Genomic DNA, 25,009 nt, shown 5'->3' on the forward strand with positions numbered 1-25,009 from the left:
GCGGACTGGTGCAACGATGCACCGCATGCTAGGAACGGTTTCTCGCGCTAGTCAAGAGGTCACCGCTGCCGGACTTCTGCTGGACTTTCGGTGTCCTGTGATGCATCGTTACACTGCGACATGGCAGGGCACGGGGCGAACGGTGAGGAAGAATGCGCGGGTGGGCATGGGTGAGGTGACGATCCAGCAGGTCGCGACCGAGGCAGGCGTCTCGCCGAGCACGGTGTCGAACCTGCTGAACGGGCGGAACCACCGGATGCTGCCGGAGACCCGGCAGCGGATCGAGACCGCCATCGACAAACTCGGCTACCGGCCGAACCGGGCCGCGCGGCAGCTGCGCACCGGCCGGAACACGACGATCGGACTCGTGGTTCCGTCGGTCGGCAACCCGTTCTGGGGCGCGCTCGCCCGGCACCTGGAGTCCGCGGCGCTGGCCGAGGGCTACCACGTGCTGCTCTGCAATTCCGAGCGCGATCCACGTCGCGAGCGCGACTACATCGACGAGCTCTGGGCCGACGGTGTGCACGGCGTCGTACTCTGCTCGTCCTTGCCTTCACTCGAGCACGTGCTGCCGCTGGTCGACCGCGGGTTGCAGCTGGTGGCGTTCGACCGGACGTCGCAGGCCGGCGATCCGGCGTCACTCGTGAGCATCAGCGTCGACAACGCCATCGGCAGCCAGCTCGCGACGCAGCATCTGACCGACCTCGGCCACCGGCGGCTCGCGTTCGTCTCCGGGGCGCTCGCGAGTGTGAACCGCAAGGAGCGGTACCGCGGGTTCGTCGCCGGGCTCGAGCAGGCCGGGATCGACCCGGCGGAGGCGTTGCGGGCGCCGACGGGCACGGGGGCTGACGACTTCGGTGACGTCGAAGCCTCCGAGTTGGGGCGTGCGGCCGCTGCTGAGCTGGTCGCCCTCGACGAGCCGCCGACGGCGATCGTCGCGATCAACGACATGTGCGCGCTCGGGGTGTGCCGGGGGCTGCGCGACGGCGGGCTCGAGGTCGGCAAGGACGTCTCGGTGGTGGGGTTCGACGACATCGTGCTCGCCGATCTGTATGCGCCGACGCTGACGACGGTCCGGCAGCCGATGCGCGAGATGGCCGCGGCCGCGTTCAGCCAGCTGCGGGCCCGGCTGGACGACTCCGGGCCGACCCAGGGGCAGTCGCTGCTGTTTCGGCCGGAGCTCATTGTCCGGGAGTCGACGGCGCCGCCGGTGGCCTGAGCACTGGGTCAGGTGCGACGTAGGGTGGTCGGGTGCAGCGGATCTCGGCTCGGAACGCGCGGTTTCAGGTGTGGCAGTCGTACCTGACCAATCGGACCAAGCGGCATCGGGCCGGTGAGTTCCTGGTGCAGGGCGTGCGGCCGATTTCCGTTGCCGTCGACAACGGATGGCCGGTGCGGACGGTCATTCATGATGCATCCCGGCCGTTGTCGCGCTGGGCGCAGGAGCTGTACCAGCGACTGCCCGGGGTCGAGCGGGTGGCGATGGAGCCGGAGTTGCTGGCCGAGCTCGGTGAGAAGGACGCCGAGGTGGTCGCGGTGCTGGAGATGCCGCCCGACGACCTGGACCGGATCCCGGTCCGGCCGGATTTCCTCGGCGTGGTGTTCGACCGGCCGACCGGGCCCGGCAACATCGGTTCGGTCATCCGGTCCGCGGACGCCTTCGGCGCGCACGGTGTGATCGTCACCGGACACGCCGCCGACATCTACGACCCCAAGGCGGTGCGCGCGACGACCGGGTCGCTCTTCGGCGTCCCCGCCGTACGTGTGCCGTCGCATCGCGAGGTGATCGAGTGGGTACGGCGCTCGGCCGACGTACCGATTGTGATCGTGGGGACCGACGAGCACGGCTCCGTCGACGTCTTCGACTACGACCTCACTCAGCCGACCCTTCTCCTGATCGGCAACGAGACCGCAGGCCTCAGCACCGCCTGGAAGGAAGCCGCCGATGCCTTGGTCCGCATCCCGATCACCGGCTCAGCCAGCTCACTGAATGCGGCCAACGCGGCGACGGCTGTCCTCTACGAGGTCTCGCGGCAACGCTCTCAGCCGAGCCGGTAGAAGCGCCAGAACGGGTGGTCGATGGCGAGGGTCTCGACCGTCTGGAAACCCGCGGACTCAGCCAGGTGCCGCATCACTGCCGGCCGGATGCCCAGCGGGCCTATGACCTCTGAGGCCGCGTCGGTGCGGCCTTGCGGGACGCACCAGAGGGTCCCGGCCGCAGCCATGAAGCGCTCGACCTCGTCACCCGGTGCGGTGAAGGTCTCGGCGACACGTTCCTCCATGACGATCACCGAGCCACCCGGCGAAACGGCCCGGCGGGCGGCCGCGAGCGCCGCCACCGGGTGCGGCAGGTCGTGCAGGCACTCGAAGAAGAACGCCACGTCGTACCCGTCGCGCGGCAGCGGCTCGGTGATGTCGGCGACCGCCAGGTCGACGCGGTCGGCGACCCCGCGATCGGCGACGTACCGGCGCCCGCGGGCGATCGACTCCTCGTCCAGGTCGTACCCGTCGACGCGGACCTGCGGGAACGCCTCCGCGAGCCGGATCGCCGCCCAGCCCACCCCGGCGCCGAGGTCCGCGACCCGGGCCGGACGAGTGCTGTCGGCGAGCCGGGCCTGGATGTCGGGGATCTGCGGCAGCCAGTCCTCGATCAGCGCGGTCTCGTACGCCGGTCGATTCAGCGCCTCCTGAGCAGTCACCGCCTCGGCGCCGTACTCCGGATAGGGCACGCCGTCCCCGGTCCGGAAGGCGGCGACCAGCGCGGGCAGGGCACGACCGATCGCCGGCGCGATGTAGGCCATACCGCCCACGTAGAACGGGCTGACCTCGTCGACCAAGGCTTCGCGCACGCCGTCGGCAAGTCCGAACTCCGCGTCCGGACCGGCCGTCAACAGCCCGACAACAGCCTGCTGTGCGAGCCATTCCTGCGTGTAGCGGAGGTCCTGCCCGGTTCGCTGCGCCAGTACGGCGGCCGTCGCCGGGCCGTCGTACGACAGCGATCGGTACAAGCCCAGCTCGACGCCGAAGTACACGTTGAGCAACTCAACGGCGCCGAGCGTCTGCAGGAAGAGACGACCGGACAGTTCCTCGGCCGCGGACGGTGCGCTGGTCTCCAGCAAGGTACTCATGATGTGCTCCCTGGTGTTTGGCAGCGCCTCGTGCGCTGCCTCTACCAGGGAGGCGCTAGGTCCGATGTGGCATTGCCACACGGCCTGCGGTCAGGTGTGCCACGTCGTGTTCTCCTCGGGCCGGTACACGCAGAACCGTCCGGTGGACACGGCCAACTCGAGGTGGTGAGCGAGCGCCGGATGCACGGCACGGATCGCCTTGATCGCGGTGGCGATGCGCATGGCCACCGCCTTGCGGGCCCGTTCGCCCTGGTCTCCGGTGGTCCGTACACGGCCGGCCAGACCGTAGGCCGCGGCCAGCTCGTGGACGAGGAAGTCCCGTTCCTCGGTCAGGGTCTCGACCCGCTGTGACGTGCCCTCCGCGATGGCGGTCTCCAGTTCGGCCAACCGGCGCTTGTAGGCTGCCCGCGCCGTGCTGTCGAGGATCGGACCGGTGTCACCACCGGCCGCCGTCCGCGCCGGTCCGCCCGCGGCGGCGACGAGGTCGAGCACATGCACCGGTTCACCGGGCCGGCCCAGCAGCACAGACAAGTCGTGCATGCCCTTGGAATCCGGAACACTGGCCTCGCCGTCCCGCCAGCGCACCCGCCAAGTCCGGCCGTCCGGACGGAACATCCCCTCGACTCTCGTCGCCGGTCGCACCGCCACACCGATCGCCGCCAGGTCCTTCTCCGCCATCGTTCGCCATGGCACGGCGTTGGCGCCTTCGTACGCCGTGACGGCCTTGGCGAGCAGCCGACGAGCCTCACCGGTGTCCCCCAGGTACGCCGCCAGCCGTCCGAGGATGTGTGTGGTCGTGCCCATCACGCCGCCGCCGATACCGTCGACGACCCACAGCTCTTCGTACGGCGCCAGCCGCCGGCTCACGTCCCGCGCCACGTCGTCCCGGCCGAGCGCGATGGCCGCATCACCGGCATGCCACATCCCCTCGAGCCACTCGCAGTCGTCCGGGATCGCATCCAGGCCCCGGCCCGTCAACCGGTCGAAGAAGCGCCGCGACTTCTGCAGGTCACCGGCCGCCGCGAAGTAGCTCGCCCCCATCGCCATCGCGACCGTCGACTCGTCGGCAGTCCGGATGAGCTCGTCGACCGCGGTGGCGTGGCTTGCCGGTAGCTCGCCCGCCGTTCGATTGGTCCACAGGCGCAGGGTGGCGACCATGAGCCCCGCGTTGGCGCTGCCGGCCCGGAGCCCGATCGCCTCGGCGTCACCGGCGTACCGGAGTGCTGTTTCGAAGTCGCCGGACATCAACGCGCGCGTACCGCGCCAGAGCGGGACGTACCAGGCGTACAGCGGCAGCATCACGCGGTCCGACGTCCGCGCGAACGCGTCGATCTCTGCGTCGACGGCCGGCCAGTCGCCTCGTTCCATCAGCGCCACCAGGCGCAGCCGGCGAGCAAGTAGCTGACACGGTGAGTCGTGGCCGCGTTCGGCGACTGCGAGCATCCGGCCGGCCGCGACGGACCGCTCGTCGACGTGACCGGGTCCGGCGACGGCATCGCAGTACGCCGCCAGCGCGCCCGCCTCGACACAGGGATGGCCCACGCGTTCGGCCATCGCCACCGCGGACCGGGCCAGCTCGAGCCGCTCTCCCTCCCGATCCGTCCCGGCGTAGGCGAGCGACAACCGTCCCATCACGGCTGCACGCAGTCCACCGTCACGATTCGGCAAGGAGGCCAGGGCCTCCGACAGCAGTTCCAGCTGCAGTTCGTCGTACTGCGGAACCTCGAAGCCGCCGAGCCCCGTGCCCAATCCGAGCGCGGCCATGGCCAGGTGGCTCGCCCGGCCGTTGCGTCGGGCAACGTCTGCGGTCTGCGCGAACGTCTGGCGAGCGCCGGCCAGATCTCCGGCGTACATCTGGGCCTCGCCCAGCTCGAGCATCACCTTCGTGCGCTCGATGTCCTTGCCGCGCAAGGCGATCCGGTAGGAGTCGGCCGCCTGCTCGTACCCCATGCGCGACCGCGCTGCCCGTGCGGCTCTGAGCGCCCAGGTCGCCGCCCGTTCGGTCGCGTCCGGACCGAAGGCGGCGGACCAGTGCCGGGCCAGCTCACCCGCCGCTTCGTCCTCGTCCGTGGCGGTCGCCTCGAGCTGCTCGGCGAGTGCTCGATGCAACCCCGCTCGTCGTGCCGCACCGAGTGATGCGTCCAGCACCTCGCGGACAAGGTCGTGAGTGAAGTACATCCGGCCGTCGGTGGCCGGGCCGGCCAGCAACCGGGCCGTCGCCGCCTCTTCGAGCAGCTCGACACCAACCGGGGCTTCGGACACGGCGGAGACGAGGCACACGTCGGCGCCGTTCCCAGCCACCGCAGCGATTTCCAGGATCGCCTGACAGTCCTGGCTGACGCGTGCGATCCGCCGGGCCAGCACCTCACGCACCCCCTCGGGTACGCCGGCCGTCGGCGGCCGGGCCGCGAGCAATCGGGAGACCTCGCGGACGAAGAACGGGTTGCCCCCGGTCCGGCCGTGCACCAACGCGGCCAGTTCATCGGTGGCCTCGTGGCCGAGCCCATGAGAGACGAGCTCCGCGACCTCGTCCAACTCGAGACCATCAAGCCGGATCCGCTGGACCGCGGTCGGCAGCTCACGGACGACGGCCAGCGCCTCGTCACCGCTCTCGGCCGGCTCGTCACGACATGTGGCGACCAGCAGTACACGAAGCCCCGGCAATGCGTCGACGACCTGCCGGAGCAGCAACAAGGACGCGCTGTCCGCCCACTGGAGGTCTTCCAGGACGATGACGACGGGCCGGTCGGCGGAGACCTGCTGCAAGGTGTCGACGACCGTGACGAACAGCCGCGCGCGGGCTCCGGCGTCACCGCGCAACACGCCCAACCCGTCCGCGGCCGTACCGGCCGGCTGCTCGGCGGCGAGCCGATGCCGTGGCGCCAGCTCCCGGAATATCGTTCGCCACGGCCAGAACGGCGGCACACCGGCAGCCGAGCACCAGCCCCAGGCAACAGTCGCACCGGCCTCGGTCGCCTGGTCCGCAAGCGCCTCGGCCAGCGTCGTCTTGCCCATCCCCGGCTCGCCGAGCACGACTGCGGACCGGCCGCGACCGTCGACGGCCGCCGCCAGCAAGTGGCCGAGGTCAGCCAGCGGTCCGGCCCGGCCCACCATCACCCGTCGCTCCATCCGACGCCTCCCCGCTTCACATGCTAGGCAGCAGGCGGCCCGGGGTCAGCGGTTCGGCGGAAGCGTCGGCGGCCCGTAATCAGGCCGTCCAGACGAGTAATCAGGCCGTGCAGACCCGTGATCAGGCCGTGCAGAGAAGCTCGCCGTGCAGGATGGAGATCCAGCCGTCGGGGCTGGCGGCCCAGGTGCGCCAGGCGGCGGAGATCCGTTCGAGGGTTTCCTCAGGTACGCCGGCCCGCCGCGCCTGATCCGCCATCGCCGACTGCAGGACGCGGTCCGCCCACATGCCACCCCAGAACGCCCGGGAGTCCTCGTCGGCGAACGCCCAGTTGCTGGCCGTCGCGTCGACCTTCTCGAAGCCGGCTTCCACAGCCCACGACAACAACCGTCGGCCCGCGTCCGGCTCGCCTTGGTTGGCACGGGCCATGCGCTGGTAGAGATCCATCCACTCATCCAGCTCGGGAAGCTGCGGGTACCAGGTGAATCCGTGGTAGTCGGAGTCCCGCACCGCAACGATCCCACCCGGCTTGCAGACCCGGCGCATCTCGCGCAGCGCCTGCACCGGATCCGCCACATGCTGCAGGACCTGGTGCGCATGCACGACGTCGTACGTGTCATCGGGAAGGTCCAGCTTGTGTACGTCGCCCACGACGAACTGCACGCGGATGTCGAGGTCCGCGAACGTTGCCTTGGTGATGTCGAGCGCGGCCTCGGTCGCTTCGAGGGCAGTCACCTTGCCGGGATCGACGAGCCGGGCCAGGTCCGCCGTGATGGTGCCCGGGCCGGCACCGACGTCGAGCAGCGACATCCCGGGCCGCAGGTGCGGAAGCAGGTAGCCGGCCGAGTTCTCCGCGGTCCGCCAGGTGTGCGACCGCAGTACGGACTCGTGGTGGCCGTGCGTGTACACGTTGCTCATCAAAGGCTCCCTTGCCCTCGGCGACGACTCACACGCTACTCCGCAATCTTGTTTCGTGAGACATATCATCTCGCATAATGGTCGCACTTTGTTGACGCGGAAGGTCGGCTGAACGCGGGTCTTACGTTGGGTAGCGACCTGTCCGAACGGGTGGCTAGGGTGCGGCGGTGCAGTCGAAGCCGATGGTGGTTGTGGTGAGCGGCCCGCCGGGGACCGGGAAGACGACGCTGGCGCACCGGGTTGCGGCCGCGATCGGGTGCCCCGCGATCTGCCGGGACGAGATCAAGGAGGGGATGGCGCACGCGACCCCAGGCTTCGTCCCCGGGCCGGGTGACCCGCTGACCATGCGCACGCTGTCGACGTTCTTCGACGTGATCGGCCTGCTGGTCGGCCGCGGTACGTCGCTCGTCGCCGAGGCCGCGTTCCAGGACCGGCTGTGGAGTCCCGGCCTGACGCCGCTGCTCAACCGGGCCGACATCCGGATCATCCACTGCGTGGTCCCGGCCGACCTCGCGCTGGCCCGGATCCACGCCCGGACCGCCTCCGACACGAACCGGCGGGCGCACGAGGACGCCCAGATCGACGACGACGCGCGGCTCCGCACGCACAATGCCTTCCAGTCCGTCGACCTGCCCGTGCCGGCCCTCACCGTCGACACGTCGACCGACGTCTACTACCCGGCACTGCCAGAAATCCTCAACTTTCTGTCGCGGTGACTGCTGCGGCGCAGCGCCTGCCTAAAGTCAAGGCATGAAGCGATTCCAGGAGCTCACCACCGCGCACGTCGCGGACGCCTGCATCCGGGCCGGCGTGCCGGTTCGCACGGTTTCACTGACCGCCGTCGCCGGTGGTCGAGTCGCCGGACGGGTGCTGCCGGCTCAGCACGTGGGCAGCGTCGACGTGTTCCTCGAGGCGTTCGAGTCGGCCGCGGAGGGCGACGTACTGGTCGTCGACAACGGCGGACGGCGGGACGAGGCCTGCGTGGGTGACCTGGTCGCGCTCGAAGCTCAGGCCGCCGGGATCGCGGGGCTCGTCGTGTGGGGGCTGCATCGCGACACCGTCGACATCACCGCGATCGGGTTGCCGGTGTTCAGCCTGGGTGCGTTGCCGACCGGGCCGCTGCGCCTCGACCCGCAACCGGCCGATGCGTTGTCCAAGGCAACCATCGGCGACTGGACGGTCACCCGCGACGACGTCGTACTGGGTGACGAGGACGGGATCGTGTTCGTCCCGGCCGACCGCCTGGACGAGATCTTCGACCTGGCCGAATCCATCCGCGACACCGAGCACACCCAAGCCGGCGCCATCCGCTCCGGGCGGTCTTTGCGCGAGCAGGTGCAGTTCGCCGACTACCTCACGGCCCGGGCGGCCAACCCCAAGCTCACCTTCCGCCAGCACCTCCGCGCAGTCCGCGGCGCCATCGAGGAGTGATCAACCGACCGCGGCGCGGACGGCCGGGGCGATCTCCTGGGACCAGCGGGCCAGCTGGACGTCGTAGGAGTCCGGACCTGTTGGGAAGAGGGTGAAGCCGGCGGCGCCGTGGTTGAGCACGGCGTCGGTGAGCTCCTCGATCCATTGCGCCGGTGAGCCGCCGATCCAGCGGCCGTCGTCGTCACGGGTACGGCGTACCGGCGTTGCCGTGATCGCGCCCGGGAAGTTGTAGACGGTGGCGACGTCGGACGGTTTGCGGCCGGCCGCGAGGGCAGCCGCGTCGATGATCGGGCGGGACCAGCGGTAGCGATCGCTCAGCCAGTCCGCCGCGTGGCCGGGGATCCAGCCGTCCGCCTGGCGGCCGGTCGCGGCGAGCGACTTCGGGCCGTTCGACCCGGTCCAGATCAGCGGCGCGGCGACGGTCGCGGGCTTGAGGTGGCCGATCGGGTAGTGCTTCGTCGGCGCCGGCCGGCCGCCGTCGGACATCGAGCGGACGAGCTGCATCGCCTCCTCGAAGGCCTGGACCGCCTGCGCGGGCCGCAACTCGGGCACACCCATCGTGGTGATGTGGTTCCACGCGCCGCCGGCGCCGAGGCCGAGGATGAACCGGCCGCCGGACAGTGCCGACAGCGCGGACGCCGTACGTGCGAGCACCGGGGCCGGGCGCAGCGGCAGGTTGGTCACGTTGACGAACGCCGACAGCCGCTCGGTCCGGCCGAGGATGAAGGCGATCGTGGCGTAGCCGTCCAGCAGGTCGGCGACGTACGGATGGTCCGAGAGGCTGACGTGGTCGAGGCCCTCGCGGTCGGCCTGCGCGGCCAGCCGGAGGATCCGGTCGACGTCGCGGACCTTGTCAGGTGAGCCGTAGCCGAAACGTACGTTCATGGTCTGATCTCCCCTTGCCCAGATGCTTCGTACACCTAAATAGTAGCCCTACGAACTATCCGGCACGCAAACTGTCCGTGCTCCGGACTACAGTGGAGGTATGGCGACCACGACAGCGCAGACGACCGACATCGGACTGGCGGGCGCGCTCGTCCAGACGATGCACGTCCTGCAGGATCTGTACGCCGAGACGAGCCGGCCGCTCGGCCTCACCCCGCAGCAGGCGCACCTGCTCTGCGTCCTCCTGGCCGGACCGCTCGGGATGACCGACCTGAGCCGGATCCTGAGCATCGAGCGCTCGAGCCTGACCAGTATGGTCGACCGCCTCGAACGCCGCGACCTGGTCGCCCGGATCCCGCACCCGACCGACCGCCGCGCCTGCCAGATCGAGCTCACCGCCCCCGGCCTGGCCTTGGCCCATGACGCCCACAACGCCTTCACCACCCGCATCGAAGCCCTCACCACAGCCCTCTCCCCAACAGCCCGCCGCACCCTCACCACCACCCTCCTGAACGTCTTCGGCTGACGACGAACGCTCGGTCAGGGGCAGGTCTCTTCGTAGGGGCGGTCTCCGAAGGACCGGGTCCATTCGGTGGGGGTCAGGTTGCGGCCGGCCATGGTGCAGGCGTGGGTGATGGCGGTGGTGAGGCGGGTGTCCCACTGGTAGACCTTGCCGTCGTACGACGCGATGCGTACGACATCGTTTCCGTCGACGAAGGTGGGGATCGCGGCGACGGGTGGGTGGACGCCGTCGGCGGTCGAGACCGTGCCGAGGACCTCGAGTGTTCGGGCGTCCCAGAGGCTCACAGTGCCGTCCTCGGCGCCGGAGACCAGCTTGGAACCGTCCGGGGAGAAGCGGACGAACAGGCCGCGAGCTGAGTGGGTGATCGCCGGGGCGATCTTCTCCTCGCTCTGCTCCAGGTCGATGGTCATCACCTCGCCGCCTCCGCCGGTGACGGCGACCACGTTGCGGTCCGGCGCGTAGGCCGCGTGGTTGAGGGAGAGCGGCAGGCCGCCCTGGGAGAGGACCTCGCCGGTGGCGACCCGGATCCGCCACCACTGCTCGCTGGCGTAGTCGACGGTGTCCAGGAAGATCACGGCGGTCTGCCCGTCGGGCGCCGGCGCCGTACAGCAGTCCGCGTACCGGCTGAAGGCGACCCCGTCGTCTGCGAGTCCCGCGCCCAGCAGCCGGTATCCCAGGTAACTACCGACCATCAGCTGATCCCCGACGTACGCCATCGACGTGATCTGCGTGCTCGTGGCCCGCTCGAGCACCTTCCCGGTGCTGGTGTCGAGCACCGTGATTCTGGTCGAGTCCGACACCGCGAGGCGGTCCCCGTCCGACTGCCAGGCGGCAGGTACCCGGTAGAAACCTGCACTCAAGGTGAGCCCGAGGTTCGCCGGCGGCGTCGTACGACCGGTGGCGGTGTCGGAGATGCTCACCCAGGAGCCGCGGGCATCTCGCCAGAGATACGCAGTACGCCGACCGTCGTCGGAGGGAATGACGTGCAGGTAGTCACGTGCAGGCGCGGACGGCATGCGGCGGAGGTACTGCCGCTGACCAGTGCGGTCGTAGGCCCGCACAGTCCCTTCGTCCCCACCGGTGTACAGCGTGCGGCCGTCGGGGCTGAAGTCGACGGCCCAGGACACCTCCGCGGTCTTGATCCGTTCGAGCAGCGCGCCGGTGGCCACGTCCCACACCACGACCTGCCCGCTGAGCTCAGCCGCCGCGATCGTCGATCCGTCGGCAGAGAAGGCGAAACCCCTGGCCGAGTCGTCCTCGGTGTGCAGTGCCCTGACCGTCTTGCCGGTTGCGGCGTCGAACAGAACCGTTGCGGCCTGGCTCACGCTGGTCGAGGAGAACTGCTGGGCCGCGAGGAGACGGCCGCCCGAGCTGACCTCGATCCCGCCCTCGCCGAGAACCTCCGGACGTTGCCACAGTTTCCGTCCGCTCGGTACGTCGTACGCCGCGAGCGGCCAGGAACTGTAGACGACCTGGCCGTTCGGGTTGAGCGCGATCTCCTGCCCCCCACTGGGCAACGACACCTGACGCGGCGGATCGGTCGTCCGGAGATTCCAGACCAGGGCGAAGGCGGCGTCACCGGGCAGCCCGGTGCCCTGGGTCACGCCGGCCGCGAGATGGTTGCCATCGGCACTGAAGGCGAGGCTGTGGAAGAGCAGCCCACCTGGTTCTTGCAGCACAGGTTGCCGATCGACGGGCTCCAGCGTGTCGGCCCGGAACAGGCGGATCGGCCATTGCGGGTCCAGAGGTTCCCCGGTGCGACTCGCCGAGATCGCAGCGACCAGACTGCCGTCCGGGCTGAAGCGGGGCGTGGTGAGCTTCGGTTCGTCGACGTGGATTGCGCCGAAGGTGTACGACTCGAGCGCTTGGCCGGTGCCGGCGTCGTACAGGTGGAAGGTGGCTTTGTCGTCGCCGGAGATGACGCGGCGGCCGTCTGGGGAGACTTCGAGGTTTTCGATGCGGCCGTGGGGAGCCGGCCAGGAGCGGAGGAGGGTGGGGCGTTTGTTGAGGGCGGCGGTCAGGTTGGCCTGGGTTTCGGGGGTGGACTGGAGGCGGGCGCCGTGGGTGGCCAGGAGGAGGGAGTGGCTGATGCCCTCGGTGAGTTGGGCGCGGGCACCCAGGCGGCGGGCGAGTTCGCTGGTGGCGGCTTCGTCGGCTCGGTTGGCTTGGCCGGCGGCGATGTAGCCGGCGATGAGTGCTCCGACGAGGAGGAGTGCGCCGGTGGCGAGGGCGATGCGGAGGCGGCGGTTGATGCTGAGTTGGCGGCGGGCCTGTTCTTCGGCGGCACGCAGCTCGGCCTGTGAGGCCCGCCGGCTCGCGGCCAGGAACTCCTGCTCGGTCGTGGTCAGGGTCGAGCTCGTGTGCTCCTGCCAATCGGTCGCCTTGGCGAGTCGGCTGCCGCGGTAGAGCTCGCTGTCCGGGCGACCGAGGTCGTCCCAGGCATCGGCTGCGACCGCGAGGTGGTGCAGGATGCGTTGGCCTTCGAGGTCGTCGTCGAGCCAGTCGCGCAACCGCGGCCAGGCGCGGGCGAGCGATTCGTGGGCCAGGCCAACGACCCCGTCGTCGCTCGTGACCAGACGCGAGGCGACGAGTCGGTCGACCATCGCGTCGTCGTCGGCTCCAGTGATGACGAGACGTCGCGGTAGCCGGCTGCGGATCGGCTCGCCGTCCGGTCCTGGCGTGACCAGTCTGAGCAGGAGGTCCCGCAGTACTGACCGTTGCTCGGCGGCCGTCTGCTCGTAGATCTGCTCGGCCGACTGCGCGACCGCGCCGCGGATCCCGCCGGAGGCGTTGTAGCCCGCGACCGTGAGCATCCGGCCCTCACGCCGCTTCCAGGTTTCCGCCAGCGCGTGCGACATCAACGGCAACGCGCCAGGCTGGTCGGCGACCTCGTTGATCACGAGGTCGGTGAGTCCCGGTTCGACCGTCAACCCAGCCATCCGGGCCGGCCGCTCGATTGCCGAGCGCAGGTCGTCCCGCGTCATCCCGGACAGCAGGTACAGACCGCGCTCGACCGTCCGCGCGAACGCCGGATGTGCGGAGAGGTCGGCGATCCGGTCCGCGCGCAACGACACGATGAGAATGCCTTGGTGCGAGCTCAACGCCGACAAGAACGTCTCGCGCTCCCCAGCATCCCGGCACAGCGAGAAGACCTCCTCGCACTGATCCACCACGAGCACCGGCGGCGCACCGGTCCTGGGCATTGCAGCAGCCAAGGCGGCGACCGGATGCGCGCCCGGGGTCAGGATGACGACCCGCTTGCCATCGGCCTTGTACGACGCTGCCACACCGGCTCGCACCAGCGACGACTTCCCGCAGCCCGACGGTCCGACAACCGCCAGTACGCCGGTATCTGCCAGCTTGCGCAGACAGGCGGCGATGTCGGCGCTGCGACCGAAGAAGCCGTCTGCGTCTTCCACGTCGTACGACTCGAGGCCGCGGTAGGGACAGACCGCGTCGGGCTCGGGTAGTGCGCTGTCGACGACGAGGGCGGGGTCCTGCCGCAGGATGGCCTGCTCCAGCGCGTCGATGCCGGGACTCGGGTCGAGACCGAGCTCGCGATCCAGTACGGCGCGCAGTCGTCGGATTGTCTGCAATGCCTCGCCCTGCTGCCCGGTCTGGTACTGCGAGGTTGCGAGCAGAGCCCATCGCCGTTCCCGCAGCGGCGCCTCGCTGACCAGGGCACGCGCCTTGGCCAGCACCTTGTCGTGCTGCCCCGATCGCAAGGCTGCTTCAACGTACAGTTCCTCGGCGGCTTGGCGTAGCTCGCTCAAGCGCTCGACCTCGATGCGTGCGACGTCCCAGCCGTCCAGCTCGCTGTGCGGTCTGCCGCGCCAGAGTGTCAGCGCGTCGGCCAGCACGACTGCGGACCGTTCCGCCTCGTCGGCGGCGAGCAGGCTGCGGGCGCGGCTCACCGCGTGCTCGAACCGCAGGGCGTCGATCTCCTCGATGGACAGCGCCAGCCGGTAGCCGAACTGCACGGTCTCGATCGCGCCGGCGCCGAGCACCTTGCGCAGGCGGACGACGCAGCCCTGGATCACTTTCTGCCAGGACGCCGGTAGCCGTTCGCCCCACACCACGTCGGCCAACTCTTCGGCGCTGACCGCCTGACCAGGATGCACGGCCAGAGCTGCAAGGACGACGCGATCGCGTCGTCCCAGCAGCTTCGGTCTCCCCTGGTCCCCCTCGATCGTGAGCGGGCCGAGAACGGCGATACCCACCCCTCGACTGTCGGCCGCCCGCCGCCGTCCGTCAACGGGAGCGATACCGATCCGATACCACCTCCAGCCGAGCCGATACCGCCTGGGCCGACAACAGGTACGACGAACCGCCACCAGCGGCGGTCTCGACGCCAAGGAGCAGGAACCATGTCCAAGCGATTGATGATGACCAGTGCAGCCGCCCTTCTCACCCTGACGGCAACCGCCGTCCCGGCCGCGGCCGTCGACGTACCCGAGCGCTCCAACGCCCCGGCGATCGTGGAGCAGGGACCGCCCAACTACCCGGCGTACGACCCGCAGTACGAGCTCGCCCCGGTTGCCGCACCGGGTACCGGCGACGCCAGCACGGCCGTCCTCGGCGCGCTGGCCGGGTTCGCTCTCGCCGGCGCAGCCTTCGGCACCGCCTTCGCCGTTGCCCGCCACCGCGACCGTCCACAGCGCACGCAGCCGGCGTGATCAGCGCCGAACCGACCGCCACGCCAACGCAAGGCCGGCGGCCGCGATCAAGGCCGCAGCCAGGAAGCCGCCGTTGCGGGTGGTGGCGGCTGCGGCCAGGCCGAAGGTGGTGGGGCCGAGACCCTGGGCCAGGTCGATGCTCATGCTGACGACGCCCATGACGGCGCCGCGCTCGGCGGCCGGGGCACGGTTGAGGGCGAGCGTCATGATCGCGGGCGTGCCGAGGGCGACGCCGATGCCGAGTACGGCGGTGCCCAGGACGAGACCCGGTACGGACCGCCAGAGACCGATCGTCGCCAGCGCGATCGTGGTGCACAGCAACGACATCCGGACGCTCCGGGCCGCACCCAACTGGTCCGGGAGGCGGGCCCCGGCACTCCGGATCACCACGACGATCCCCGCGAAGCCGAACAGCAGGAACCCGGCTCCCGGCAGCCCGAGGTCGAGCGCGTACAACGGCACGAAGGCAAGGAACCCCGCCATCCCCCACACCAACGCCAGCAGCAACAACGCAGGTATGACGGCCGCCCGCGGAAGCAACCGTCCAGGAACAGCCTCCACCGAAGCCGCCACCGGCTCACGCGTGTCCCCCACCCGCAGAGCAAGCAGTACGGCGACCAGCGCGCACCCGGCCGAGGCCAGCCAGACCGTGGTGAAGCCGACGCCGACCAACGCCTCGCCGATCGGCGGCCCGAGCGCGAGACCGACGTACAGGGACAGCGAGAACAGGCTGATTGCCTCACCGCGGCGCTCGGTAGGAGCCAGGTCGCTCATCGCGGTCAGGGCTCCGACGAAGAAGAACGCATCGCCCACACCGGTCAGCAACCGGAGCGCCGCGAGCTCCCACACCGAGTCGGTCAGGCCGTAGCCCGCGACCGAGGCGGCGAAGATGATGCCGCCGCCAACCATCGCGATCGAGCGACCGCGCCGATCCGCCAGCCGGCCGGCCCACGGGCGCAGGACCAGCGCGGACAGGCTGAACCCGGCCACCGCCAGCCCGACCGCGATGTTACCGCCGGTAAGTTCGCCCGCCACGTACCGCGGCACCGCGGGCACGAGCATCCCGTCGGCGAGGAAGTAGGCCAGTGCGGCCGAACCCAGCAGCACGAACTGCGGGGTCACCAGGCGGGGTTTGGACGTTGCCGTTGTGCTCATGAGGCTCACAATGGCCGTAGGGGGAGGTAGGGGCATCGGTAGATCTGCCCATCTGCGGGGAGGTGCGATGGCACAGCAGGAGGTGCGGCTCGCCGAACTGCTCTGCGCGCTGTCGGTGACGCTCGACCTCGCGATGGCACAGCCGCCGGAGAAGTCGATCCGCAGCTGCCTGGTCGCGATGCGCCTCGCCGACCGGCTGCGTGTCCACGACAAGCGCACGGTCTACTACGCCACCCTGCTGCGTCATCTCGGCTGTACGGCGACCACCCACGAGGAGGTCCACCTCGCCGGACCCCGCGCCGCCGAGCTGCGCCCGCTGGCCGAGCGCACCGACACCAACAGCCACCGCGAGGCCCTCCACTACCTCATGCACGTCGGCAGAGGCGCCGGCATCCGGCGTCTGCAGTACGTCGCCCGCACCATGACGACGAGTGAGGACAACCTCCTGCTGGCCGTCTGCGAAGTGGGCAGCATGCTGGCCGCGCATCTGGGCCTGGGCCACGCCACTGCCGAGGCGCTCTACCAGAACCTGGAGCGCTGGGACGGCAAGGGAACTCCGAAAGGCCTGGCAGGCAAGGAGATCCACGTCGCCACCCGGATCGCCGAGGTCGCCACCCAAGCGGTCATCGCCGGACAGAAGACCCTGATCAAGCGACGTGGCACCTGGCTCGACCCGTTCGTGGTCGCCGAGTACGACGACAGCCTGGTCGACGACCTGGACGAGATCGACGTGTGGCAAGCGGTTCTGGACGCCGAGCCGCGTCCGTGGGGCACTACCCGCGATCTGGACGAGCTGGCCCGGACGTTCGCGTACTTCGTCGACCTGAAGTCGCCGTACCTCTTCGGCCACTCCACTGGCGTTGCGACGTTGGCAGACGAGGCTGCGCGGCTACTGCACCTCGAAGACGCCGAACGGGCGACACTGCGACGTGCGGCCCTGCTGCACGACCTCGGACGGGTCGCAGTGCCGACAGCGGTGTGGGAACGGCCCGGACTGCTGCGGCGGGCGGACTGGGAGAAGGTGCGCCTGCACCCGTACCAGTCGGAGCGGATCCTGGCCCGGTCGCGAGTGCTGGAGCCCGTCGGCGTACTGGCGGCTCTCCATCACGAGCGGCTCGACGGGAGTGGCTATCCGCGCCAGGCCAAGGGTGGTGAGCTGTCGACAGCGGCGCGGATCCTTGCTGCGGCGGACTGCTACCAGGCGCTGAGGCAGGACCGGCCGCACCGGGCAGCGCACTCGGCTGAGGGTGCTGCGGAGATCATCCTGGCGCAGGTCGCGGCCGGGAGACTCGACGACCGTTGTGTGAAGGCTGTGCTCGCGGCGGCCGGGCAACAGGTGCCCGGCCGCCGGATGAGCCGTCCCGCCGGTCTCACCGAGCGGGAGATCGAGGTACTGCGTTTGCTCGCTCGCGGCACGTCCAACGCAGGCATAGCGCACGAGCTGGTGGTGTCACGCCGTACTGCGGAGCATCACGTCCAGCACATCTACGGCAAGATCGGTGTGTCGACCAGAGCCGCTGCTGCGCTGTACGCGATGCAGCACGGGCTGTTTACACAGTGACTACGCAGTGACGAGCTTCTCGAAGAAGAACTCGTGCTTCAGGAACGACACGTCGTACTCGTGCCCCGGGAACGGCGGCAGCAGCTGCGCAGCCTGGAACAGCCGCCAGCCGTCCTTCAGCGCGTCCAGACCGGTCGGGTACGGCGGGACGTCGCTGTCCCCTGTCGTCGGCGACGTCGCGCCGGTGCCGTCGTACGTCGACCATCCGACGACCCGGGCGTCCAGCGCCGAGGAGGCGAGGTACAGCACCAGCACCTGCTGGCGGACTGTGGTCTGCTGGGCTGCTTCGCTAGCGGTGGCGGTCATACCATCTCCCTCTTCGCGTGCGGGTTGAGACTGCGCTGGGCGACGACCCGCTGTGGGCGGTTCGAGACCCGGGTGACCCAGTAGTCCGGGTCGATGGTGTCGTCACCGGTGATGGCCTGCCACAACTTGACCCGGTTGTAGATCTCCAGCCGGCCGGTGGCGTTCTCGTACCACGGGAAGGTCTGCTTGAGCTCGCGCGCGACCTCGTCGTCGTACAGGTCCTCGGTGTTCCACAGCCGGACCTGGCGGACGGTCGGGTTGAACCGGATCTTGAACATGTAGCGGTCGATGGCGCTGTCGTTCTTGCGGCCGCCGTGCCAGATGCCGTGGTGCAGGAACTGCACGGTGCCGGCCGGGCAGGTCAGCCGGGTCTGGCCGAGCAGGTTCTGGTACCGGCCGGTGTCGGACTCGTTGGTCCGGCGCAGGTGGCTGCCGGGCACGCTCAGGGTGCCGCCCATCTCGAGCGTCACGTCCTGCGGGTAGTACATGAGCTGGACGTCGAACGCGTCCGGGCGGACGTCGATGATCGCGTCCCCGTGCAGGTTCTGCGCCTCACCCTCGTTCGCCTTGCGGATGTGCACGGCGTGGTGGTCGACGGTCGGCTCCGGCCCGACCAGGCTGTGGATGGCGCCGGCGACCTCGGGCAGCTGCACCAGCCGCTGCACGAACTCGCTGTCCTCGAACGCCTCGGACAGCGGGGTGCCGTACGCGACGCCGGGGATGCCGGCCTTCAGGACCTCGATCGCCTGCTGGTTCATGTCGTCCGGAACGACGGCGTCCATCCGGAGCGACCCGGTGGCCACGAAATGCGCCATCTGAACCGAGGTGAGCAGGTTCTTGCGATGCGGATGGGGCATGAGTCTCCCTCTCGGGGTAGTGGTAACTACTCCACCAGGCTATGGCGAGACAGCGTTGTCGCGCGTGGGACGTGATCACCACTAGTGGTAATTTCTCCCCATGATCGCGTTGCACTTGGCCGCGCCGCCGGAGGTGGTGAGCGTCGGCGCCGGGATTCACGGCGTCCGCAGCCTGCGCGACGTGTTCCGGCTGCCGGACTTGTGGCAGCTGCACCTCTACAGCTACTCCGCCGAGCTGACCGTCGACGGTACGGCGTACGCGGTGGCGCCGGGGTACGTCAGCCTCACGCCGGCCGGGACGCTGGTGCAGTTCGACTACCGCGGCCGGTCCGAGCACCTCTACGCGCACTTCCGGCCGACGTTGGCCGGCGAACCGTCGTACCTGCCTGTCGTCCAGGACGCGGGCTCGGCCGCGCCGGTGCTGGCCGAGCTGCTGCGCTCGGCCCTGGAGGCGTTGCCGTCGGGGTCCGCGCGGGTGACGGCCGAGGTGTGGACGGCGTTGTGGCGGATCGCAGAGCTCGGGTCGTCGGCCAGTGCGCAGGACGCGACCCACCCGGCGGTGTCGGCGGCGATCGCCCACATCGAGGCGAACCTCGCCCAGCCGCTCACGATCCCGGCGCTGGCCCGGATGGCCGGCGTCTCGCACAACCACCTGACCCGGCTCTTCCACGCGGAGACCGGCCTGACCGTGATCGCTTACATCCGCCGCCGCCGGATGGCCCGCGCCCGGCACCTGCTGGTCTCGTCGACGCTCTCGATCCCGGCGGTCGCCGCCTCGGTCGGCATCCCGGACCTGCAGGCCTTCAACAAGACCTGCCGCCGCGAGCTCGGCGGATCGCCGCGCGCAGTGCGAAACGCAGTGGCCGGGGGTGTCTCTGGCGTCTAGCGTTCGGCGCATGTACGAGCTGATACCGGTCGCGGATGCGCCCGAACTGGATGCCGAGGCCAGCGAGCGGTTCGCGGAGGAGTGGCCGGAGTTCATCTTCCACGACCTGGAGGTGCGGAAGTACGCCGACCGGCGGCGGGAGTACTTCCAGGGCTGGGAGTTCTACCTGGTCACGGAGGACCGGCGACTCGTTGCGGGCTGCTGGGGTGTACCGATCGCGTGGGACGGGACGGTCGACGACCTGCCGGGTGGGTTCACGGACGCGATGGTGCGGGCGGTGACGTCGTACGAGGAAGGCGTCGTACCGGACACGTTCGTGCTGATGGCGGCCGCCGTACGGTCCGACGAGCAGGGGCGCGGGCATGCCGGCCGGGTGATCACGGCGGTGCGGGAGCGGGCGGCGGCCGGTGGGCTGCCCAAGGTGATCGCGCCGGTCCGGCCTACGCTCAAGTCCAGCTACCCGCTGACGCCGATCGAGACCTTCATGACGTGGACGCGCGAGGACGGTCTGCCGCTCGACCCGTGGGTGCGCACGCATGTCCGCCTCGGGGCGACGATCCTCGCGGCCGCGCCGTACTCACAGAACATGACGGGGAGCGTCGCCGACTGGGAGAAGTGGACCGGTCTGGCTCTGCCGGCCTCCGGCTCCTACGTCATCCCCGACGGACTCACGCTGCTCGAGATCGATCGGGCGGCCGACACCGGCATCTACCGCGAACCGAACATCTGGATGCGGCACGCCTGACGTCCTGATCAGGCGGACAGGGGGAACGCGGTGGCCACGGCGGCGGTGCGGCTGGTGACTCCCAGGCGTTCGTAGATGTTCTCGAGGTGTTTGCGGACGGTGCCTTCGGCAACGAAGAGGCGACGGGCGATCTGGGTGTTGCTGTGGCCGGCGGCGACCAGCCGGAGCAGTTCCAGCTGGCGGTTGGTCAGGTCCGGGATGCCGGCCCGCCGGCGTTCCAGCGCGCGGTGGACCTCGATGAAGTGCGGGCGGAGCATCCGCAGCAGCAGCCGTTCGCGCTCGGTGAAGTCGGGGCCGGTGCCTCGGAACAGCAGCAGCCGGCGATCCTCGGCGCCAGTCGCCGGGAACGGCACGGCGATCTCGCTGTGGACGCCGTTCAGCCGGAACCACTCCCCGACCGGCGACCTCCCCAGCTGAGCCGCGGACAGGTAGTCGGAGACCTTCCAGACGCTCTCGTAGTCACCGGTGCGTTGCGGCCGGCTGCACACGTCGGCGTACCAGTAGGACTGCCAGAACAGCTCCTCCCAGCCGTCCTCGATGACGACCTCCTCCTCGACGACCTCCTCCAGCGCGACGAACTCGCGCTCCAGAGGACGACTCACCTGGAACGTGACGTCGTCGGCCGGGATCAGCTCGGCGAGTGCCCGCATCAACTCCCGCGGGTACACCTCGTCCGGCCCGGCCTCCCGCCCCCGGTCGATCACGTCGAACATCCTGCGCAGGTCGCGTTCGGTGACGGTCAGCTGCTCCACCATGACGTACCCCTCCCTGCAGCCAGGCTAAGCCCGGAACGGCGGCGGGCGAATACGTCGAACTGCGTATGGCTGCGACCGGCCCGTCGCGGCGACGGTTGGTGACAGGACGTTCCGCCGACGGGACTTCCACGAATGGGGAGGAAACTCATGAAACCGCTGTCTCGCCTGGCCGCACTGGCGACCACGCTGCTCGTCACCATCGTCGCACTGTCCGGTACGGCGTACGCGAAGCTGCCACCGGAGGACCCGGACACGGCGATCCCGCCGTCGTACGACGGTGGCGTCGCCGCACAGCCGACCGTCGTCGTCGAGACCGGCCTGTCGCTGCTGCAGGTAGTCGGCCTGATGCTGCTCGCAGCCATCGCGGCGACTGTCGTCACGGCGATCGCCGGACGCCGAGTGCCGCGCATCGCGGCCGTGGGGTCCCGGTGAGGGCACGACACAGGTGGAGGTGGCCGGCGTTGCTGGCCACCTTCGCGCTCAGTGCAGTCGGGCTGTCGCCCACTGCTACCGCCAAGGCGCCGTCTGCCGCCCCGGTGCTCGACTGGAGCCGGGTGGCGACGCAGGCGATCGTCACCGGACGGCCGCCGGCCAGCTCCGAGATGCTGATGGGGATCGTGCACATCGCGATCGCCGACACTGTCGCCGGACTGGGACATGGCCGGCCATACGTGGCCGCCGTCCGTCCGGACCGGCACGCGTCGGCCGCGGCCGCGGTTGCCACAGCGACGTACGACGTACTGAAGGCTCGGGTGCCGGCTGTGTCGCTGGAGACGACGTACGCCGACTACCTGGCCGGTGTGCCGGACGGGAAGGCCAAGACGCGTGGGATCGCGCTCGGGCGTGCGGTGGCGGACGCCGTACTCGCTTGGCGGGCGGGGGACGGTCTGGACAACCAGGTGCCGTACGTGCAGCGCAAGCCGGGTCCTGGCGTGTGGGAACCGACTGCGGCGACGCCACCGGTTGACCTAGTGCTGACGAAGGTCAGGCCGCTGACGCTGCGGTCGCGGTCGCAGTTCCGGCCGGACGGTCCGGATGCGCTGACCAGCAAGCGGTACGCGCGGGACGTGGCCGAGGTCGCTTCGATCGGCCGCAAGGACAGTACGACGCGTAGCGCCTGGGGGACCGAGACGGCGATGTTCTGGTCGGAGCAGGCTGCCCAGCAGTGGAGCCGTGCGCTCCTGCGGCTGGCGAGTGATCGGCGCCTGTCGCTGCCCGAGGCAGCCCGGATGCTGGCGCTGGTCCACGTCAGCAGTGGTGACGCGCTGACGGCCTGCTGGGAGGCGAAGTTCTACTACCGCTTCTGGCGGCCGGTCCACGCCATCCAGCGCGCGGACACCGACGGCAACCCACGTACGACGGCCGACCCGACCTGGCAGCCGCTGCTCGGCGCCAACCACCCGGACTACCCGTCCGGCCACGCCTGCTTCACCGCATCGGCGACACGGGCGCTGCAGGCCTACTTCCACACCGACAAGGTCTCGCTGACGGTCGAGAGCCAGGTCACTGGGACTACTCGGACCTACAGCCGGCTCTCCGCGGTCCGTGCCGACGTGACAGAGGCCCGGATCCTGTCCGGCTTGCACTTCCGGCACGCCATGGAGGACGGCGACGCACTGGGCACCGACGTCGCCAACTGGGTCAGCCACCGCCTCCGCTAGCCGCTTCCGTTGGCCGCGAGGTGGGCGAGACCACCAGGCCCGAGGACTCCTCTGAGGATGCTCAGCGAGTCCTCGCGGTCTGGTCCGGTGATGGCCTGCTCGGCCCACAGCACGACGTCTTCCACGGCTCTGGCGTGGCGGTAGTAGGTGACCGCGTCCGGGTCGGGCTCGAGGTCGCCGTACCCCTTGAAGAAGGCTGACCGGTGCTCGGGGGTGGTGGGGCCGAGGGAGCCCATGCCGCCGAGCAGGAACATGAGGTCTTGCTCAGGTGGTGCGAGTACGACGTCGTCCCAGTCGATCAGGTGGACGCTGTCGTTGACGAGGACGTTGCCCAGGTGCGGGTCGGCGTGGCACACGACTCGTCGGCCGGTGGGCTCCGGCGGCCGGGTGGTGAGCAGTCTGGTGATGGTGTCCTCGTGCTGCTTCCAGACGGCCGCGAGCTCCTCTTCCAGCTCGTCCTCCGGCGGCTCTGTGGTCAGCCGGGTGTCGATCTGCTCGGCCAACTGCGGGATGCGGGCGTCTACCGGGCTGCGCGTGGGCAGCGCGTTGCGGAGGCGTTCGGGCGGCTCTGCGGCGTGGACCCGTCTGAGGAGTACGCCGTACTGGGTCCACTGCTCTGCGGTGAGCCCGGTCTCCGCGGCGCGCGTTCCGTCGATCCACGGCGTGACGGTCAGGCGCTTCTTCCCGTGGAAGCTCCAGAGCCCGCTGTCGACTGTCCGGACCAGCTCCGGCACGCCTTCGATCCCACTGTCCGCCAGGAACGCGGCTACCTGATGCCCGGTGTTGGTCCCCGCCGCGCTCCACTTCACTGCATACGTGTTGGCGACCGTCTGCACCTTCCACACTTGAGCCGCGACATCGGCCCCATGGCCCACCGGTGCGATGTCCATCACACCCAGCCCGAAGTCCTCGAGCAACCACCGCCGCATCAACGTCACCCGCACGCCCGCCAGCATGCCCGCTCCAGCCCGATCCGACCACGGAATTGGCCCCGGGACCTGACACGATCCGCCGGTGGACCACGATCACAGCGACTGGGAAGACGTCGTACGAGAAGCAACTGCGCGCGCCGCGGCCGGCCAGCAACACCTGATCGACCGCCTCGGCGACGACGCGCAGTACCACTGGGATCTGGAGCAGGCCACTATCGCGTGCTCCCGCCACGGGGAGGTCTTCTGCACCGCCCGGCTTACCCTGCTCGGCACAGTCAGCCTCGCCGAGTCGACCTGGCTCTGGTCCTGGGCCGACGAGACCCTTCCACCGGCCGCAGTCGGGGACACCGCCCTGATCCGCCAGTGCGGCGAGCACCACAACTACCCCGTACTCCCCTGGCCCTCCTTCAACCACCACCCAGACCTCGTGAAGGAAGCCCGCGTGGTGTCATCCGCCGTCCTGGACGCCGAGGCCCTCTGGACGGACCAGTCCGGCGACCTGCAACTCCACTTCGGGCTGCACGACCTCAACGCGCGCTGACTCGGGCCTGCGGATCGCCAGGCCACCACAATGTGGGGCTGGCCGGCTCGGCAGGCGCGGATTCGCCGCGAACGGGCGATTGTGATGGCCTGGGCGTCCGGCGTGGCCCGCCGCTCCCCCGGCGCCCGGCGTCGGCTGGCGTCGGGCCGCGGTCAGCGGTAGTTGACGAACTGGACCGCGAAGTCGAGGTCCTGGGACTTGATCAGGGCCTGGACGGCCTGCAGGTCGTCGCGGCTCTTGCTCGAGACGCGGAGCTCCTCGCCCTGGATCTGGGCCTTGACGCCCTTCGGACCCTCGTCGCGGATCAGCTTCGACAGTTTCTTCGCGTTCTCCTGGGTGATGCCGGCGCTGATCGAGGCGTTGATCTTGTAGATCTTGCCGGACAACTTCGGGTCGTCCGCCTCCAGGCCCTTGAGCGAGATCTGCCGCTTGACCAGCTTGTCCTTGAACACGTCCAGTACGGCGTTCACCCGCTCCTCGGTGTTCGCCTGCATGTCGATCGCCTCACCGGACCACTTGATCCCGGCGTCCACGTTCTTGAAGTCGAACCGCTGGCTGATCTCCTTCGCCGCCTGGTTCACGGCGTTGTCCACCTCCTGACGGTCGACCTTGTTCACGATGTCGAAGGAGGACTCCGATGCCATGGGCAGTTCCTTTCCGATTTGCTGTCAGGGGCACTGTCTGTTGTATCGTCTCCCACGCCGGTTCACGAACCGGCAGCACCCTGGCGGGTTGCCCGAGCGGCCAAAGGGAGCAGACTGTAAATCTGTCGGCGTATGCCTACGCAGGTTCGAACCCTGCACCCGCCACCAGCACGAAAACAGGCCCTGATGCGATGAAGGAGCGGGGCCTCCGCTCCTCGTGGGTTCCCGGCGGATGCTGGGGTTGCTCGCGTTTCACGACGAAGGAGGCCCCTGATGGA

Annotated in this window: 23 protein-coding genes and 1 tRNA gene; 13 read left to right on the top strand and 11 right to left on the bottom strand. The window is 69.8% G+C overall.

The features are described from left to right. Nucleotides 1-142: 142 nt before the first annotated feature. The gene (locus AB0H36_RS38795; protein WP_360535385.1) at nucleotides 143-1,219 is read left to right on the top strand and encodes a LacI family DNA-binding transcriptional regulator; all 1,077 of its coding nucleotides are present in this window, start codon (nucleotides 143-145) and stop codon (nucleotides 1,217-1,219) included. A 32-nt stretch (nucleotides 1,220-1,251) separates the two neighbouring features. Further along, complete coding sequence (locus tag AB0H36_RS38800; RefSeq protein WP_360535387.1) at nucleotides 1,252-2,058, top strand: TrmH family RNA methyltransferase; 807 nt, start codon at nucleotides 1,252-1,254, stop codon at nucleotides 2,056-2,058. Here the strand turns inward: AB0H36_RS38800 and AB0H36_RS38805 are convergent. The 3 genes from AB0H36_RS38805 to AB0H36_RS38815 all read right to left on the bottom strand — a co-directional run bounded on the left by AB0H36_RS38805 (nucleotide 2,043) and on the right by AB0H36_RS38815 (nucleotide 7,173). After that, nucleotides 2,043-3,128, bottom strand: coding sequence for a class I SAM-dependent methyltransferase (locus AB0H36_RS38805; RefSeq protein WP_360535389.1), 1,086 nt, complete (start codon nucleotides 3,126-3,128; stop codon nucleotides 2,043-2,045). The genes AB0H36_RS38800 and AB0H36_RS38805 overlap by 16 nt on opposite strands. A gap of 90 nt (nucleotides 3,129-3,218) precedes the next feature. Further along, the gene (locus AB0H36_RS38810) at nucleotides 3,219-6,257 is read right to left on the bottom strand and encodes an AAA family ATPase (RefSeq protein ID WP_360535391.1); all 3,039 of its coding nucleotides are present in this window, start codon (nucleotides 6,255-6,257) and stop codon (nucleotides 3,219-3,221) included. 121 nt (nucleotides 6,258-6,378) lie between these two features. After that, nucleotides 6,379-7,173, bottom strand: coding sequence for a methyltransferase domain-containing protein (locus AB0H36_RS38815; protein ID WP_360535393.1), 795 nt, complete (start codon nucleotides 7,171-7,173; stop codon nucleotides 6,379-6,381). 167 nt (nucleotides 7,174-7,340) lie between these two features. On the opposite strand from AB0H36_RS38815, the gene AB0H36_RS38820 reads away from it, so the two are divergent. Both AB0H36_RS38820 and AB0H36_RS38825 read left to right on the top strand, forming a co-directional pair. Next, complete coding sequence (locus AB0H36_RS38820; RefSeq protein WP_360535395.1) at nucleotides 7,341-7,889, top strand: AAA family ATPase; 549 nt, start codon at nucleotides 7,341-7,343, stop codon at nucleotides 7,887-7,889. A 34-nt stretch (nucleotides 7,890-7,923) separates the two neighbouring features. Beyond that, nucleotides 7,924-8,604 carry an RraA family protein gene (locus tag AB0H36_RS38825; protein WP_360535397.1) on the top strand — a complete coding sequence of 227 codons (681 nt, stop codon included), beginning with the start codon at nucleotides 7,924-7,926 and terminating at the stop codon, nucleotides 8,602-8,604. Here AB0H36_RS38825 and AB0H36_RS38830 read toward each other — a convergent pair whose 3' ends face one another. Continuing rightward, nucleotides 8,605-9,489, bottom strand: coding sequence for an LLM class flavin-dependent oxidoreductase (locus tag AB0H36_RS38830; protein ID WP_360535399.1), 885 nt, complete (start codon nucleotides 9,487-9,489; stop codon nucleotides 8,605-8,607). It lies immediately after the preceding gene. A gap of 100 nt (nucleotides 9,490-9,589) precedes the next feature. On the opposite strand from AB0H36_RS38830, the gene AB0H36_RS38835 reads away from it, so the two are divergent. Beyond that, nucleotides 9,590-10,015, top strand: coding sequence for a MarR family transcriptional regulator (locus AB0H36_RS38835; RefSeq protein WP_360535401.1), 426 nt, complete (start codon nucleotides 9,590-9,592; stop codon nucleotides 10,013-10,015). Nucleotides 10,016-10,029: 14 nt separating this feature from the next. Here AB0H36_RS38835 and AB0H36_RS38840 read toward each other — a convergent pair whose 3' ends face one another. Then, nucleotides 10,030-14,232, bottom strand: coding sequence for a BTAD domain-containing putative transcriptional regulator (locus tag AB0H36_RS38840; RefSeq protein ID WP_360535403.1), 4,203 nt, complete (start codon nucleotides 14,230-14,232; stop codon nucleotides 10,030-10,032). A 147-nt stretch (nucleotides 14,233-14,379) separates the two neighbouring features. Here AB0H36_RS38840 and AB0H36_RS38845 point away from each other — a divergent pair, with 147 nt between their 5' ends. After that, nucleotides 14,380-14,688, top strand: a complete 309-nt coding sequence (locus AB0H36_RS38845) for a hypothetical protein (RefSeq protein WP_360535405.1) — start codon at nucleotides 14,380-14,382, stop codon at nucleotides 14,686-14,688. Here the strand turns inward: AB0H36_RS38845 and AB0H36_RS38850 are convergent, their stop codons facing one another. Beyond that, entirely contained in the window at nucleotides 14,689-15,843 is a 1,155-nt protein-coding gene (locus tag AB0H36_RS38850) for an MFS transporter (RefSeq protein ID WP_360535407.1), read from the bottom strand. 67 nt (nucleotides 15,844-15,910) lie between these two features. Between AB0H36_RS38850 and AB0H36_RS38855 the strand changes: the two genes are divergently transcribed. Beyond that, nucleotides 15,911-17,404 (top strand): HD domain-containing phosphohydrolase, encoded by a 1,494-nt coding sequence (locus tag AB0H36_RS38855; protein WP_360535409.1) that lies wholly within the window; start codon nucleotides 15,911-15,913, stop codon nucleotides 17,402-17,404. On the opposite strand, the gene AB0H36_RS38860 is transcribed toward AB0H36_RS38855, so the two are convergent. Both AB0H36_RS38860 and AB0H36_RS38865 read right to left on the bottom strand, forming a co-directional pair. Further along, nucleotides 17,405-17,710, bottom strand: a complete 306-nt coding sequence (locus AB0H36_RS38860; protein WP_360535411.1) for a hypothetical protein — start codon at nucleotides 17,708-17,710, stop codon at nucleotides 17,405-17,407. Continuing rightward, on the bottom strand, nucleotides 17,707-18,567 hold the full coding sequence (locus AB0H36_RS38865) for a phytanoyl-CoA dioxygenase family protein (protein ID WP_360535413.1): 861 nt from the start codon (nucleotides 18,565-18,567) through the stop codon (nucleotides 17,707-17,709). Before AB0H36_RS38865 ends, AB0H36_RS38860 begins: the two co-directional genes overlap by 4 nt. A 100-nt stretch (nucleotides 18,568-18,667) precedes the next feature. Here AB0H36_RS38865 and AB0H36_RS38870 point away from each other — a divergent pair, with 100 nt between their 5' ends. Together AB0H36_RS38870 and AB0H36_RS38875 are read left to right on the top strand one after the other, a co-directional pair. After that, on the top strand, nucleotides 18,668-19,453 hold the full coding sequence (locus AB0H36_RS38870) for an AraC family transcriptional regulator (protein ID WP_360535415.1): 786 nt from the start codon (nucleotides 18,668-18,670) through the stop codon (nucleotides 19,451-19,453). Nucleotides 19,454-19,463: 10 nt separating this feature from the next. Beyond that, nucleotides 19,464-20,198: a hypothetical protein gene (locus AB0H36_RS38875; protein ID WP_360535417.1), complete on the top strand. Its 735-nt coding sequence runs from the start codon at nucleotides 19,464-19,466 to the stop codon at nucleotides 20,196-20,198. 8 nt (nucleotides 20,199-20,206) lie between these two features. Here the strand turns inward: AB0H36_RS38875 and AB0H36_RS38880 are convergent, their stop codons facing one another. Continuing rightward, the gene (locus tag AB0H36_RS38880; protein WP_360535419.1) at nucleotides 20,207-20,953 is read right to left on the bottom strand and encodes a response regulator transcription factor; all 747 of its coding nucleotides are present in this window, start codon (nucleotides 20,951-20,953) and stop codon (nucleotides 20,207-20,209) included. A 147-nt stretch (nucleotides 20,954-21,100) separates the two neighbouring features. On the opposite strand from AB0H36_RS38880, the gene AB0H36_RS38885 reads away from it, so the two are divergent. After that, nucleotides 21,101-21,385, top strand: coding sequence for a hypothetical protein (locus AB0H36_RS38885; RefSeq protein WP_360535421.1), 285 nt, complete (start codon nucleotides 21,101-21,103; stop codon nucleotides 21,383-21,385). Nucleotides 21,386-21,414: 29 nt separating this feature from the next. Further along, nucleotides 21,415-22,614, top strand: a complete 1,200-nt coding sequence (locus tag AB0H36_RS38890) for a vanadium-dependent haloperoxidase (RefSeq protein ID WP_360535423.1) — start codon at nucleotides 21,415-21,417, stop codon at nucleotides 22,612-22,614. Here the strand turns inward: AB0H36_RS38890 and AB0H36_RS38895 are convergent. Beyond that, nucleotides 22,611-23,570 carry an aminoglycoside phosphotransferase family protein gene (locus tag AB0H36_RS38895; protein ID WP_360535425.1) on the bottom strand — a complete coding sequence of 320 codons (960 nt, stop codon included), beginning with the start codon at nucleotides 23,568-23,570 and terminating at the stop codon, nucleotides 22,611-22,613. The genes AB0H36_RS38890 and AB0H36_RS38895 overlap by 4 nt on opposite strands. A gap of 58 nt (nucleotides 23,571-23,628) precedes the next feature. Here AB0H36_RS38895 and AB0H36_RS38900 point away from each other — a divergent pair, with 58 nt between their 5' ends. Further along, complete coding sequence (locus AB0H36_RS38900) at nucleotides 23,629-24,087, top strand: DUF6882 domain-containing protein (RefSeq protein WP_360535427.1); 459 nt, start codon at nucleotides 23,629-23,631, stop codon at nucleotides 24,085-24,087. A gap of 152 nt (nucleotides 24,088-24,239) precedes the next feature. Here the strand turns inward: AB0H36_RS38900 and AB0H36_RS38905 are convergent, their stop codons facing one another. Beyond that, on the bottom strand, nucleotides 24,240-24,731 hold the full coding sequence (locus tag AB0H36_RS38905; RefSeq protein WP_360535429.1) for a YajQ family cyclic di-GMP-binding protein: 492 nt from the start codon (nucleotides 24,729-24,731) through the stop codon (nucleotides 24,240-24,242). 82 nt (nucleotides 24,732-24,813) lie between these two features. Here AB0H36_RS38905 and AB0H36_RS38910 point away from each other — a divergent pair. Then, a tRNA-Tyr gene (locus tag AB0H36_RS38910) sits at nucleotides 24,814-24,899 on the top strand. The last annotated feature ends 110 nt before the right edge of the window (nucleotides 24,900-25,009 follow it).

The sequence above is a fragment of the Kribbella sp. NPDC050820 genome (assembly GCF_040653975.1).
Taxonomy (GTDB): Bacteria; Actinomycetota; Actinomycetes; order Propionibacteriales; family Kribbellaceae; genus Kribbella.